This is a genomic window from Nocardiopsis sp. NPDC055879 (genome assembly GCF_053615935.1).
Map to the genome: position 1 here is coordinate 1 of NZ_JBSHCT010000021.1, position 13,018 is coordinate 13,018.

The following is a 13,018-nucleotide window of genomic DNA, read 5'->3' on the forward strand; positions in this document are numbered from 1 at the left end:
TCAAGGCCACTAACCCCATCGTCACAGAACCCGACATCGCCTTGACGCGTGCGGTGCGGGCGGCAACAATCACGCGGCGGGGAAGGAGGGAGAACTACCCGAACAACGCCCAACAACCCCCAGGACCCCGACCCGAGGCGCCCCACCAGCCACCCGAACAACGCCCAACAACCTCAAGGTTCTCGACCCGAGGCGCCCCACCCATTCCCATCCGGACAAACCCCACCGACACCCCCACCGGTACGGATCGGTGCGGATCGGCTCGGGTCCGGCGCGTGCCGGGGATTTTTCCGGGGGCCATGTCGATCGTCCACTTCCACAAGGCAGGATGGTCTTGTGGGACGGCCCATACGGACGTGTACTCGCATGCTCACCCTGGAGGAGGCGGTTCAATGACGAAACGCAAGCCCACCGGTATGGAATTCGAGTCCTGGATCGATGTCCAGATCCGTGAGGCTCAGGAAAAGGGAGAGTTCGACGATCTTCCCGGTGCCGGCAAGCCCATTCCCGACATCGACCGCCCCTATGACGAGAACTGGTGGATCAAGCGCAAGCTCAAGCAGGAGAACGTCTCGCTGCTGCCGCCCACTCTGCGACTGCGCAAGGAAGCCGAGGACACCCTGATCGAGGCGCGCAAGGCCCGGACGGAGAAGCGGGTCAGGGAACTCCTGGAAGGCTTGAACAAGAAGATCCGGGCGATGAACACGAACGCGCCCCCGGGGCCGCCGCTCAACCTGATGCCCTATGACGTCGACGAGTTCCTTCGCGACAAGTGGGAGGGCCCTGGAGCCTGATCCCTCCCAGGTGCGAGTGGCCGACTGCGGCCGGCGGGGCCACCCGAACGGTCGGATGGGGCATGGCTGGATAGTCTTCCGGTACCCCAGCAGTCGCGCACCGTGAGGTGGACCCGTTGAGCGTCGAAACCCCCAGGGACAGCACGTCCAACAACGCCCGGGATGTCTTCGGAACGTTGTTCCAGGCGCGTGACATCACGGTCCACTACATCAACGGTGCCATCTCTGACGTCTCTGATGTCTCCGACGACTCCGAACGCGCCTTCGATCTCCTGGTGCCTCCCTCCTATGTGGACCGGGATGAACCTCGGGCCGACGCGCAACGGATCATCGACGAGGACCCGAGTGCCTCGACCATGCTCACGGTGTCCAGCAGGATCCAGGGCGGGGGCACGACCGCCTTCGGCCTGAAACTCCTGCACGACGGTTTCGAGCGGGATCGTGCCCGTTTTCCCGGCGGCCACGTCCTGGTGGACCTGGTCCGGGAGGATCCGTGGATGGCCGTGGGCCGCCTGTTGCGTCTCATGGACATTGCGGAGGAGGACATTCCGGCCACCCTGGAGTGGCGTGTCCAGAAGCTGCACCAGAGCCCGCGATGGCGGAGTGGGATCGCCGTCATGGTGGATTCTCCCGGCAACTTCACCGACGTCCGCCTCTTCCTGGCGACCTCCCCCGGAAGTCTCACCGTGGTCACCGGACCCCAGAACTTCGACCTGAGGACGCTGGGCCGTGACGACAGGAGGCTCCTGCGCCACGTTCAATGGCGCTCTATCCAGCTGGACGCCCTGTCGGACGAGGACGCCACGACGATGTTCCGCCTGCGGTCGGACCTGGCACCCTCCCGGCCGCGGGAATGGGCGATGGTCGCCGACTTCGTGGCCGCGGCCGGAGGCAATCCCGGACTCATCGCGGACTACGCCTTCGATGTCCACGTCGAACGCCAGTGCGGGGCACCGGACCCACTCGCCACCGCGCACCGGAACCACTTCGGTTCGGACGCCGTCCCAGGGCGGCGTCCGCGTGATCGTGTGGACTTCGCGGGACTCGATGACGGGCAACGTGCCTTGGCGGTCCGACTGGCCGGCCTCCCCGACGTCGATTTCGGTTTCGATCTGGCCGAGGCCCTCATGGCCGACTCCGTGAGACCGGAGGACGTGCGTGCGGGGCTGGGAATCCTGGCGGAGAGGGGCGTCCTCGACACCGTCGTGACCGGCCCCGAACCCAGGTACCGCTTCATCACGCGCAGTATGCGGTCGACCTTCACCCCTGACACGGAGAAACCCTTGGACACCCCCCGGCGCACCCTCACCCACTACTACGAGATCGGTTACGCCGCGCACCGAAAGCTGATGCCGGGTCGCTGGCTCCAGGTCGAACTCGACGGCCGTTCGGCCTTCCCCGACGGCGCGCGGGCCGCTCGCTCCTTCGGGAGCATCGACGAGGCCCGACAGGCGCTGACCCCCGAACGTCAGACCCTGGTCAAGGTCGTGATCGACGCCGTGGCCGCGGGCCACTTCGCGATGGCCGCGGAACTGTGCGAGGTCCTGTGGCCCTTCTGGTTCCACTCCGGCTGGTTCACCGACATGGTCGATGCGCAGGCGCCCGTATTGCGGGCGACCCTGGACACCCACCACCTCGAACCCGCTCGGCTCTCCCGCCTGTGCGTGCAGACGGCCATCGCCTATCGCCGGGACCGGAACCCCACGGACGCGCGCCTTCAAGCGGAGCGGGCCCTGGAACTCGCCCAGGGCGAGCACCCGCTGGTGGTCCTCACCGCCCACGACGCGCTCGGGGACGTCGAGACCGACGCTGAAGAGTACGACGCCGCGATCGGGCACTTCGCCGAGGCCCGCCGCATCGCCGAAGGTCTGGACCCCGTCGATCTCAGGGCACTGCACATCATGGAACGCAAGGAGGGCGTCGCCCACCGGCGGGCGGGACGTCCGGCAGAGGCGGAGTCCCTGCTCCTGCACGCGAGAGGGATGCTCGCCGAGGGCGACCACCAGAACCACGCCCGAACCGGCACGGCCCTGGGCGACCTGCGTCGGGACCAGGGCCGGGTCGAGGAGGCCCTGGAATCGTACGATGGCGCGATCGATCGCCACCGTCTCCTTGGTGACCTGCGCCGGGTCGGAGACGTGTACGTGCTGCGAGCCGACGTGAACCGGGTGCGGGACACCGTGGCCTCCCGATCGGACCTGGAGCGTGCGTTGGAGGCGTACGAGGCGGCGAACGCCGAGCGCGACGCGGCCGATGTCCGCGAGCGACTCGCCGGATGATCTCGGGGTGGTCACCCTTCGTTCGATGCTCGGATGGTGAAGCTCGACTCGTGCTCGCCCAGCAGGACGAGGAGTGACCCCTCGGGGGCTTCACCCTCGACCCATTGATGCCAGTACGCCGAGGCGGCGGCGGTGGGATCGTGTCGGTGTCCGGGGTCGTCCGCCATCAGTCTGATCCGTGTGCCGTCACGGTCGACGAGCAGGCAGTCGGGGCCGTCCGCGGCGACTGCGAGGTGGGCCCGAGGGTGATCGGACAACCTTGCCCGCAGCACTGCCCATGAGGTACCCCCACCGGGGCTCCCCGACTCGGGGCCGCAGAGGAGCAGGCAGGCGGCTTCGCTCCACCGGGCCTGGGTCTCGTCCGTATGGGTGACCAAGTGGGGGCGGTCCAGGAAGAGCCGTTCCCTGGTGATGGATTCGGCGGGGTGGCGGCGCACCCGGAGCCCGGAACCCTCCTCTTGGACGGTGCTCCACAGTGGTGCGTGGCCGGTGGCGTCGGGCCAACCCCGTCGATAGGGGATGGGGACGTCGGCGGGGAGGGTCCGTACCGGGCGCTCGGGTTCGGGTAGATCCAGGAGCCGGTAGAAGGTCTCGCGCAGGATCCGTCCGGAGCCGCCGGGTTGGGAGTTGAGCCGGTCGGTGAAGGCCGCGAACCGGTCGGGTTTGTGGTCGGCGGCGTCGGCGAGGATCTGCGGGAGCAGGGGGAGGTCGGCGCGTAACCGGGTGGCGGAGCGGCCGAATCGGGCGATGGGGGAGAACGGATCCATCTCGGTGTCGGGAAAGGCCCCGAGCATGGTGTGGGTACCCAGGGACGCCCCATAGGCGGTGACGGATCCGTGGTCGCCGATGACGTGGTCGGCGGCCACGAGCGCGGCCTGCCAGCCCTGGCGGGGCGGAAGTACGCGCAGACCGGCGCGTTCGGCCTCGGCGAGCCAGGAACGTACCTGGTGGTGACCGTGGCCGTGCCAGGTGTTGGGGTGCAGGGCGAGGGCGACGCGGTACTCGTCGACGGGCAGTTCGGCGAGCAACCGGTTCAGGAGTTCGGGCCGGGAGCCGAGGAGGGAACCAGGCCCCCAGGTGGAGCTGACCACGACCAGTTTCCGGTGCCCGGTTTCGAGGTGGTCGCGGTAGCGGTCACGCCAGGGGAGTCCGGCCAGGATGCGGTCGTGGGAGGGGTCTCCGGCGATGAGCGCGGCGTTCACGGCCTCGGGGCAGCTCCGGCGGAGACGGTCGAGCTGTTCGGGGTGGGACAACACGAGCGTTCCGGGAACGAGGGTCCCGTCCCGCAGGAGGGTGGCCGGACCGAGCCCGAAGGCCGCTTTCCGCTTTCCGCTTTCCGCTTTCCGCTTTCCGCTTTCCGCTTTCCGCTTTCCCTATCTTATTGTACCCCGCGCCATGAGAGAAAACAATCAAAGGCGCGTTTATCAGGTGTAGGTCATCGCCGTAACTGGCCGCGATCGCCAGGTCGAATTCCTCCTCCAGTGCCTGTTCCCAGGGTGCGACGAGAGCACCGATGTCATCGAGGAATTCGGTGACGCCCTCGCGGAAGTTGGAGGTTCTGGCCCGGGTGAAGACGAGCTGGATCCTCGGGTCGGAATCGAACAGCGGAAGGACGTCGAGAAGCCTCGTCAGGGTGGTGACGGTGTGGGCCACGACGAGGATTCGGCGGGCGTCGGGATAGGTGGACCAGTTCGGCGCCGATCCGATCGGTACCCGCAACCGTTCCTCGACCGACATGCATGCTCCCGCAGCTCGAAAGTCCGGAGTGCCCCGGAACACGATGGAACAGCGTACCGAACCCGTGTTCCGGGGCCTTCGCGGGCCTATACCCCGTGAACGGTGTGCCGGAAGTGCGCGTAGCGTTCACGCAGTTCCGTTCCGGCCTCGGAGTTGTACGTGGACGACTCCTCCGGTGCGCCCAGGGTCCACACCGGCGGTGATTCCTCGCCGGACAGCGCCCAGGCGGCCTGGCGGGCGGCGCCCAACGCCACGTACTCGGCGGCCGGTGGAACCACCACGGGCGCGCCCAGGACGATGGGGGCGATGGCGCGGACCGCGGCCGACCGGGCGCCTCCGCCCACCAGCAGCACCCGTTCGGTGGGCACACCCTGCCCGGAGAGGGCGGCCAACCCGTCGGCGAGTCCGCACAACATCCCCTCCACGGCGGCGCGGGCGATGTTGGCGGGGGTCATGTTGTCCCTGCGCAGGCCGTGCAGGGATCCGGTGGCCTCGGGGAGTTCCGGGGTGCGCTCACCGTCCAGGTAGGGCAGCAACACCACGCCATCCGACCCCGGGCGCGCTCCCAACGCGAGGTGGTCGAGCCCGGCCAGGTCGGTGCCGAGCATCGCGGCGGCCGAGCTCAGTACCCGGGCGGCGTTGAGGGTGCACACCAATGGCAGGTGGCCGCCGGTGGCGTCGGCGAAACCGCACACCGTTCCGGTGGGGTCGTGGGTGGGGCGGTCGTGGGCGGCGAACACGGTGCCGCTGGTGCCCAGGGACACCACCACGTCGCCGGGGCGCACGCCCAGGCCGAGGGCGGCCCCCATGTTGTCTCCGGTGCCGGGCGCGATGAGCGCGCCCTCGGGGGTGTGGCCCACGGTCTCGGCGGGGGCGGCCACGCGGGGGACCTCCAGTTCCCGGCCGAACCCGCGCACCAGCAGGTCGGTGCGGTAGGTGTTCTCGGCGGGGGACCAGTAGCCGGTGCCGGAGGCGTCGCCGCGGTCGGTGGTGGGTGCCCGGCGGGCGCCGCCGAGCCGCCAGGTCAGCCAGTCGTGGGGGAGCATGACACCGTGCGCGCGGGCGGCGAGCTCGGGTTCGTGTTCGGCGAACCAACGCAGCTTGCCGACGGTGAAGCTGGCCACCGGCACGTTTCCCACGGCGTCGGCCCAGGCCTTGGGGCCGCCCAGTTCCTGGACCAGGTCGTGGGTCGCCCCGGCGGAGCGGGCGTCGTTCCACAGCAGGGCGGGGCGGATGACCTCCCCGTCCTCGTCGACCACGACCATGCCGTGTTGTTGACCGGCCACGGAGACCGCGGCGACGTCGTCGAGCAGCCCGGAGGAGGCCTCGCTCAGGGCGCTCCACCAGTGGCGGGGGTGGGTCTCGGTGCCGTCGGGGTGTGGGGCGCGTCCCTCGCGCACCACCTTGCCGGTGGTGCTGTCACAGACCACGACCTTGCAGGACTGTGTCGAACTGTCGATTCCGGCGACGAGTGCCATGTTCGCTCCGTGTGGGTGAGGGGGTCCTGGCCGGGGCTCGGCGGGCTCATTCTCGCACTCTGGTGACCCCTCTCACAGTCCGGGGTGCGCCTCGATGAATCACTTGCCCGAGCAGATGGGCGTCAATAAAATTGAGTCCAGACAACTCAACGCGATGGGAGTGGTCCGATGCGCGTCACCGACGTCTTCGAAGGGGTCGAGCACACCCTGTGGGCGCAGCTCGCCGTGGATCCGGTCGTCCGGGTCGACAGTGGGCGTCGCGGCGCCGACCTCGTGGTCGAGGTCGAGCTTGCCCCGGGTGTGGATCCCGGTGGGGTCCTCGTGCTGCGAGAGGATCGTGCTCTGACGCTGGTGAACGCCTCCGATCGCGCGGTGTTGTACCGGATCCCCCTGGAGACCGCCGTGGGTCGCCCTGTTCGACGCGACCTCCCGGGTGGACTGCTCCTCACCGCACCCTTGGCCGGCCCGGCCCCGGTCTCCGTGGCCCCTGGAGTGCGCCCGCCCGTCGGACGTCTGCGCGCCGCCCTGACCCGCCTGTACGACCGTCTTCGGGGATTTCTCCGGGTATGACGAGGGTGCCCCCGATCGAGCGGGGGCACCCTCCTTCCCGAGGTGGGGCGGACGTGAGGCCCGTCGAGTGCAATTGCCAACTAAACCTGTAGGGAATGTGGTTTACTGGCGTGCATGGAAGCCGGCGCACCATCACACCTTCGGCCCTGGTGGCGGCCGTTCACCTTCGATGAGCGCTGTCGATGACAGGAGTCCCCGGATCACCACCGACAGCACGAGAAGGCGACAAGGACCATGACCATCAACGACATCGCCGCGCCCACGCCGCTCACCCTGGACCGCCTGTCCGGGTTGGCCGCGAAGGTCGCGGAGGAGGTCCGCCAGGGGCTCCACGAGATCCACTTCGACGCCGAGAATCGGTGGTCGGTCCGGCTGCACGCCGACGACTACACCGACGTCTGGCTCATCTCCTGGACCCCCGACCAGTCCACCCGACTGCACGACCACGCCGGTTCGCTGGGCGCGCTCACCGTCGTCACCGGCGAGCTGGTGGAGTACTACTGGGACGCCGGACCGCGTGAGCGCACCCTGGTCGAACCCGGGGGCGGTCGCTTCCCCCTCGGTCACGTGCACGACGTCGTCAACGCCTCCGACGGTCCGGCCGTGAGCGTCCACGCCTACTCGCCGCCGCTGACCGCCATGCACTACTACGAGATCACCGACCAGGGCTCGCTGCGGCGTACCAACAGCATCCTCACCACCGCGCCCGAGCCGGGTGTCCCCACCCTGGAGACCGTCCCCTCCGCGGAGGCCGCGACGGGGGAGGGGTGGCGATGAGCGGGCCTTCGGTCAGCGCCATCGAACGGCTCCTCGACCAAAAGCGCGCCCGCCTGGAGCGGCTCGACCCGTACCGGGCCCATGTCGCCCAGCGCGAGGGTGCCCTGCTGGTGGACACGCGTCCCGTCATCGATCGGGAGACCGAGGGGGAGATCCCCGGCGCCCTGGTGATCGACCGCAACGTCCTGGAGTGGCGGTTGGATCCCACCAGCCCCGACCGGGTGCCCGAAGCCGACTCCGCCGACCGCCGCATCGTGCTGTTCTGCAACGAGGGCTACGCCTCCAGTCTGGCCGCGGTCCAGCTCCAGGAGTTGGGGCTGGAGTACGCCACCGACCTGGACGGTGGTTTTCGCGCCTGGCGTGCCGCCGGCCTGCCGGTGACCGATCCACGCGGCTGACCCGCGCCTTTTCCCGAAGGCCCGCGACGGCGTGACCCGCGTCGTCGCGGGGTCCGGCTCGACCCACGCCCTCTAGCTATACTAAATAAGTAGGTTTAATCGAGTTGGGTCGACGCCTCCCCACCACCCCCGTCACCCCAGGGCGCATCGACGCCCGGAGATCGAGAAGGACATGAGCGAGACACCCTCCACCCCACACCCGAAAGCGCCCCCGCGCGGTCGGGGTTCCGACTCGGCGAGGACTGGGCCGCCACCATCACCGGCCTCGTCCTGCTCGGCCTGGCCCTGGTCGGCGTTCTAGGGTTGGCCGCCACCACCCGGTCAGTCCCCCCGCTCCGGCGCCGACGCCCGGGGGCCGCGATAGATGTACCCGACCTTGCGGACCGTGGCGATGCGTTCTCCGGCCGGCCCCAGCTTCCGGCGCAGTCGGTGGATGTGCACGTCGATGGTGCGCGAGTGCAGGTCCCGACTCACACCCCAGACCCGTTCGAGGAGTTCGGAGCGGGTGACCGCGCGGCCGGGGGCGGCGGTCAGGCAGTCCAGCAGCTCGTACTCCTGGTAGGTCAGGTCGATCTCTTGGCCTTGGACCCAGACCCGACGGGCGTTGCGGTCCAGCAACAGGACACCGTCGGTCGCCTCGGCGGTGGGATGCGCCCGGGGATGGGGTTCGTCCACGACGACCCCATAGACCAGCATGTACCGGCCGCTCTCGGGCAGGGGCAGGACGCCGAGCAGGGAGTGTTCCCCTTCGGGGACCGTGACCTTCGGGGGGTGGCCCTCGGGGGAGCGGACGGCGGTCAGGGGCGGCCGCGTGAGGGTGGAGCGACCGTTGGTTCCGGGTATGGCGGTGCGTGCGCTGAGCATGATTCCATGATGCGCCGTATTCCCCTTAATATCTACCTTATTAATAGGTAATCTCTGGGCTGTGGCCAAGGCCACGTTTCGGTCGGCGTTAATCGGATTATTCCTACCATATAGGTTGGATAGGGTCTGATCGGCTCGTAGGCGCACCAAAGGGGCGCCCGAGTACACCGCGTCCAGGTCCGTCCCGGCCTCGGCCACCCCCCGCGATCCTCCATCCCACGATCACGAAGGAGCGCACTCATGCGCACGACCTCGATCCTCATCGGCGCGGCCGCCCTGACTCTCGCGGTCGCGGCCTGCGGTGCCCCCAGTGAGCAGGCCGCCGAGTCCACCGAGGACGGCCAGGCACCGCTCCGGATCGGTGTCAACCCCGTTCCGCACGGTGACGTCCTCGCCTTCATCGACGAGAACCTCGCCGAGGAGGCCGGGCTGGACCTCGACATCGTGGAGATCGCCGACTACAACACGCCCAACGCCCAGTTGGTCGACGGCGACCTGGACGCGAACTACTTCCAGCACCGCTCGTTCCTGAACGAGTGGCTGGAGAACGGCCCCGAGGCCGACCTCACCTACATCACCGACGTGCACATCGAGCGCCTGGGGCTGTACTCCGAGAGCGTGGAGAGCATCGACGACCTGCCCGAGGGCGCCGAGGTCGCGGTTCCCAACGACCCGGCCAACCTCAACCGAGCCCTGGGCATTCTTGAGACCGAGGGTCTGATCACCGTCGACCCGGAGGCCGGTGAGACCGCCACGGAGAAGGACATCACCGACAACCCGAACGACCTGACGATCACGCCGCTGGAGGCCGCCCAGCTTCCGCGCTCGATCACCGACGTCGACGCCGCGGTCGTCAACGGCAACTACGCCATCGAGGCCGACCTCGCCGAGGAGTCCAACCTCCTGGCCTGGGAGCCCGAGGGTGACGACTACGTCGAGAAGTACGCCAACGGCCTGGTGGCCTTGGACGAGAACGTCGACGACGAGCGGGTCCAGCTGCTGGCCGAGCTGCTCCACGACGAGCAGGTCCTGGAGTACATCCAGCAGACCTGGCAGGGCGTCGTCCTGGCCGTCGACGCCGAGGGTCGGCCGGTCGAGTAACCGCGCGCCGTACGCCGTTCGGGGCGGTGGAGTCCTTCGACTCCACCGCCCTTTCGCGTGCCAGGGGCCGGATCCGAAGTGGCGCAGGTCACATGGGGGAATGGCGCCCTTCCTTCCCATTAATCCTACTCATTAAGTAGGATTTCCTTGTCCGGTCGACCCCACGACAGAAGAGGGCCCCATGAGCATGCGAACCTCCGCGCTTTCGACCGCCGCCGCGGCACTGGCGATCGGGCTGGTCGCGACCGGCTGCGGGGGCTCCGACGCCGACGCGGGCGGAGACGCCGACACCCTCACCCTCGGCTACTTTCCGAACGTCACCCACGCGCCCGCCCTGGTGGGTGTGGAGAACGGGACCTTCGACGAGGCGCTCGGCGACGTCGATCTGTCCACCCAGACCTTCAACGCCGGCCCGGACGCGATCAACGCGCTCTTCTCCGGCGAGATCGACGCGACCTTCATCGGTCCCAACCCGACGATCAACGGCTGGTCCCAGTCCGGCGGCACCGCGCTGCACGTCATAGCCGGCTCCACCTCCCAGGGTGCCGGTCTGGTGGTGCGCGAGGGCATCGACGACGTCGAGGACCTGCCCGGCCACACCATCTCCACGCCCCAGCTGGGCAACACCCAGGACGTGGCGTTGCGCTGGTTCGCCGAGGAGCAGGGGTGGGACATCGACACCGAGGGCGGTGGCGAGTTGTCCATCCTGCCGCAGGAGAACGCCGAGATCATCAACGCCTTCGAGCTCGGTGAGATCGACGGCGCGTGGGTGCCCGAGCCGCATCTGAGTCGGCTGATCCTGGAGCACGACGCCGAGTTGCTCGTCGACGAGAAGGACCTGTGGCCGGACACCGGCGGTGAGTTCGTCACCACCAACCTGATCGTCAACGCCGAATTCCTGGAGGAGAACCCCGATACCGTCCGGGACCTGCTGCGGGGCCACGTCGAGACGATCGACTGGATGAACGACAACTCCGAGGAGGCCCAGGAGGTGACCCTGGCCCACCTGGAGGCCCTCACCGGCGGAGACCTCTCCCCGGAGGTCGTCGCCTCCGCCTTCGACAACGTCTCGTTCACCGCCGACCCCATCTCTGCCTCGCTGCGAGGCGGAGCCGAGCACGCCGAGGCCGTCGGTCTGCTCGACCCGGTGGAGCTGGAGGGGATCTACTCGCTCGAAGCGCTCAACGAGATCCTCGCCGAGGAAGGACACGACGAGGTCGAGGGCTTCTAGCGCTTCCACAAAACCTACTTATTAAGTAGAGTTTTTCCGTGCCGCTTCAGACCTCGAACCCCCGACACGCGGGTCCGCCCGAACCCACCGAGAGCCGCCTCGGCCGCCCCGGTGGGCCTGGAAGGCGAAGGGAAACAATGAGCACCATCACCGAGACCCGCACCGACACCAACGCCGTGCGGATCGACGACATCTCCAAGGTGTTCGGGCGCGGCGGTGGCGCCGTCACCGCCATCGACGGGATGTCCGTCCAGGTAGAGGAGGGCGAGTTCCTGGCCATCCTGGGCGCCTCCGGATGCGGCAAGAGCACCCTGCTCTCCCTCGTCGCCGGACTGGAGGACCCCACCACCGGCAGCGTGGACGTGGGTGAACACCGTGTGGCCATGATGTTCCAGGAGGCCGCGCTCTTCCCCTGGCTCACCGTCGGCGCCAACATCGAGATCCCCATGAAGGTCAACAAGGTTCCCAAGGCCGAACGTCGCAAGCGTGTGGCCGAACTCCTGGACCTGGTGCGTCTGACCGGACTGGAGCGCAAGCGCCCGCACGAACTCTCCGGCGGCATGCGCCAGCGCGTGGCCCTGGCCCGAGCCCTGGCCCAGGACGCCGACGTCCTGCTCATGGACGAACCCTTCGGCGCGCTGGACGCCATGACCCGCGACATCCTCCACGACGAACTGGAACGGATCTGGCGGGAGAAGTCCCTGACCATCATGTTCGTCACCCACAACGTGCGTGAGGCGGTGCGCCTGGGCGACCGGGTCGTGCTGTTGTCCAGCCGTCCCGGGCGCGTCATCTCCGATTTCGAGGTGAAGGGTGAACGCCCCCGCCGCATCGACTCCGCCCTGATCGCCGAACAGGCCGCCGCCATCACCGACCGACTCCGTGAGGAGGTCTCACGCCATGCCTGAGACCCAGGACAGGGACACCGCCGTCCAAGGCCTGGACGCCCTCGAACTACAGCCCAAGCGTGGCAGCGACGAACGGAGCGTGGCCGAGACCGCGGGCAGGATCTGGGCGGCCACCTGGCCCAAGCTCGCCGCCGTCGCCTTGGTGCTGTTGGCCTGGCAGGCCGTGGTGTGGAGCGGCTGGCGTACCGAATGGGTCTTCCCCGGGCCCGACCGCGTCCTGCCCACCCTCTTCGGGGAGATCACCACCCCCGAGTTCTGGGAGGCCGTACGGGTCACCATGCGGCGGGCCTTCATCGGCTTCGCTCTGGCCCTGGCCGTGGGTGTGGTCGTCGGCCTGGCCGTGTCGCAGTTCAAGCCGTTGCGGGTGGCGATCGGCTCGCTCATCACCGGCCTGCAAACGATGCCGTCGATCGTGTGGTTCCCCTTCGCGATGCTGCTGTACGGCATCAGCGAGTCCGCGATCATGTTCGTGATCGTCCTGGGCGCGGCGCCCTCGATCGCGGGTGGTCTCACCTCGGGTATCGACTACGTGCAGCCGTCGCTGCTGCGCGCCGGCAAGGTCATGGGGTTGCGCGGGGCACAGCGGTACCGGCTGCTGATCATCCCCGCCGCGCTGCCGATGTTCGTCACCGGGCTCAAACAGGGATGGGCGTTCGCCTGGCGCTCCCTGATGGCGGGAGAGCTGCTGGTGATCATCAACCAGCAGAACTCGATCGGGTGGGCGCTGAGTCAGGCGCGCCAGCTCAACGACGCCGAACGACTGCTCAGCTACATCATCATCGTGCTGGCGATCGGGATCCTCATCGACGTGTTCTTCAACTGGGCCGACCGTTCTCTGCGCCGCAGGTGGGGCATCACCCGGTAACGGGGCCGAAGGGGAA

Annotated in this window: 12 protein-coding genes; 9 read left to right on the forward strand and 3 right to left on the reverse strand. The window is 68.5% G+C overall.

The features are described from left to right. Positions 1-392 precede the first annotated feature (392 nt). The gene (locus tag ACWGKS_RS23175) at positions 393-794 is read left to right on the forward strand and encodes a DnaJ family domain-containing protein (protein WP_358506289.1); all 402 of its coding nucleotides are present in this window, start codon (positions 393-395) and stop codon (positions 792-794) included. Positions 795-910: 116 nt separating this feature from the next. Then, the gene (locus tag ACWGKS_RS23180; protein WP_358506292.1) at positions 911-3,073 is read left to right on the forward strand and encodes a tetratricopeptide repeat protein; all 2,163 of its coding nucleotides are present in this window, start codon (positions 911-913) and stop codon (positions 3,071-3,073) included. 11 nt (positions 3,074-3,084) lie between these two features. Here ACWGKS_RS23180 and ACWGKS_RS23185 read toward each other — a convergent pair whose 3' ends face one another. Further along, on the reverse strand, positions 3,085-4,329 hold the full coding sequence (locus ACWGKS_RS23185; RefSeq protein ID WP_452524032.1) for a hypothetical protein: 1,245 nt from the start codon (positions 4,327-4,329) through the stop codon (positions 3,085-3,087). A gap of 567 nt (positions 4,330-4,896) precedes the next feature. Further along, the gene (xylB, locus tag ACWGKS_RS23190) at positions 4,897-6,288 is read right to left on the reverse strand and encodes a xylulokinase (RefSeq protein WP_358506301.1); all 1,392 of its coding nucleotides are present in this window, start codon (positions 6,286-6,288) and stop codon (positions 4,897-4,899) included. A gap of 168 nt (positions 6,289-6,456) precedes the next feature. Here xylB and ACWGKS_RS23195 point away from each other — a divergent pair, with 168 nt between their 5' ends. The 3 genes from ACWGKS_RS23195 (at position 6,457) to ACWGKS_RS23205 (ending at position 8,033) form a co-directional block, all read left to right on the forward strand. Further along, on the forward strand, positions 6,457-6,858 hold the full coding sequence (locus ACWGKS_RS23195; RefSeq protein WP_358506304.1) for a hypothetical protein: 402 nt from the start codon (positions 6,457-6,459) through the stop codon (positions 6,856-6,858). 234 nt (positions 6,859-7,092) lie between these two features. Further along, positions 7,093-7,635, forward strand: a complete 543-nt coding sequence (locus tag ACWGKS_RS23200; protein WP_358506307.1) for a cysteine dioxygenase — start codon at positions 7,093-7,095, stop codon at positions 7,633-7,635. Beyond that, positions 7,632-8,033 carry a rhodanese-like domain-containing protein gene (locus ACWGKS_RS23205; protein ID WP_358506310.1) on the forward strand — a complete coding sequence of 134 codons (402 nt, stop codon included), beginning with the start codon at positions 7,632-7,634 and terminating at the stop codon, positions 8,031-8,033. Before ACWGKS_RS23200 ends, ACWGKS_RS23205 begins: the two co-directional genes overlap by 4 nt. Positions 8,034-8,354: 321 nt before the next feature. On the opposite strand, the gene ACWGKS_RS23210 is transcribed toward ACWGKS_RS23205, so the two are convergent. Beyond that, complete coding sequence (locus ACWGKS_RS23210) at positions 8,355-8,897, reverse strand: winged helix-turn-helix domain-containing protein (RefSeq protein ID WP_358506313.1); 543 nt, start codon at positions 8,895-8,897, stop codon at positions 8,355-8,357. Between the two features lie 240 nt (positions 8,898-9,137). On the opposite strand from ACWGKS_RS23210, the gene ACWGKS_RS23215 reads away from it, so the two are divergent. The 4 genes from ACWGKS_RS23215 (at position 9,138) to ACWGKS_RS23230 (ending at position 13,002) form a co-directional block, all read left to right on the forward strand. Further along, on the forward strand, positions 9,138-9,998 hold the full coding sequence (locus tag ACWGKS_RS23215; RefSeq protein ID WP_358506316.1) for a MetQ/NlpA family ABC transporter substrate-binding protein: 861 nt from the start codon (positions 9,138-9,140) through the stop codon (positions 9,996-9,998). A gap of 181 nt (positions 9,999-10,179) precedes the next feature. Further along, complete coding sequence (locus ACWGKS_RS23220; protein ID WP_358506319.1) at positions 10,180-11,229, forward strand: ABC transporter substrate-binding protein; 1,050 nt, start codon at positions 10,180-10,182, stop codon at positions 11,227-11,229. A gap of 137 nt (positions 11,230-11,366) precedes the next feature. Beyond that, the gene (locus tag ACWGKS_RS23225; protein ID WP_452454795.1) at positions 11,367-12,137 is read left to right on the forward strand and encodes an ABC transporter ATP-binding protein; all 771 of its coding nucleotides are present in this window, start codon (positions 11,367-11,369) and stop codon (positions 12,135-12,137) included. Continuing rightward, entirely contained in the window at positions 12,130-13,002 is an 873-nt protein-coding gene (locus tag ACWGKS_RS23230; protein ID WP_358506325.1) for an ABC transporter permease, read from the forward strand. The genes ACWGKS_RS23225 and ACWGKS_RS23230 overlap by 8 nt, the downstream gene beginning before the upstream one ends. The last annotated feature ends 16 nt before the right edge of the window (positions 13,003-13,018 follow it).

Excerpts from the sequence above, each read along its gene's own strand:
- ACWGKS_RS23175 (WP_358506289.1), top strand. The coding sequence starts at position 393 with ATGACGAAACGCAAGCCCACCGGTATGGAATTCGAGTCCTGGATCGAT.
- xylB (WP_358506301.1), bottom strand. The coding sequence starts at position 6,288 with ATGGCACTCGTCGCCGGAATCGACAGTTCGACACAGTCCTGCAAGGTC.
- ACWGKS_RS23195 (WP_358506304.1), top strand. The coding sequence starts at position 6,457 with ATGCGCGTCACCGACGTCTTCGAAGGGGTCGAGCACACCCTGTGGGCG.
- ACWGKS_RS23200 (WP_358506307.1), top strand. The coding sequence starts at position 7,093 with ATGACCATCAACGACATCGCCGCGCCCACGCCGCTCACCCTGGACCGC.
- ACWGKS_RS23205 (WP_358506310.1), top strand. The coding sequence starts at position 7,632 with ATGAGCGGGCCTTCGGTCAGCGCCATCGAACGGCTCCTCGACCAAAAG.
- ACWGKS_RS23210 (WP_358506313.1), bottom strand. The coding sequence starts at position 8,897 with ATGCTCAGCGCACGCACCGCCATACCCGGAACCAACGGTCGCTCCACC.
- ACWGKS_RS23215 (WP_358506316.1), top strand. The coding sequence starts at position 9,138 with ATGCGCACGACCTCGATCCTCATCGGCGCGGCCGCCCTGACTCTCGCG.
- ACWGKS_RS23220 (WP_358506319.1), top strand. The coding sequence starts at position 10,180 with ATGAGCATGCGAACCTCCGCGCTTTCGACCGCCGCCGCGGCACTGGCG.
- ACWGKS_RS23225 (WP_452454795.1), top strand. The coding sequence starts at position 11,367 with ATGAGCACCATCACCGAGACCCGCACCGACACCAACGCCGTGCGGATC.
- ACWGKS_RS23230 (WP_358506325.1), top strand. The coding sequence starts at position 12,130 with ATGCCTGAGACCCAGGACAGGGACACCGCCGTCCAAGGCCTGGACGCC.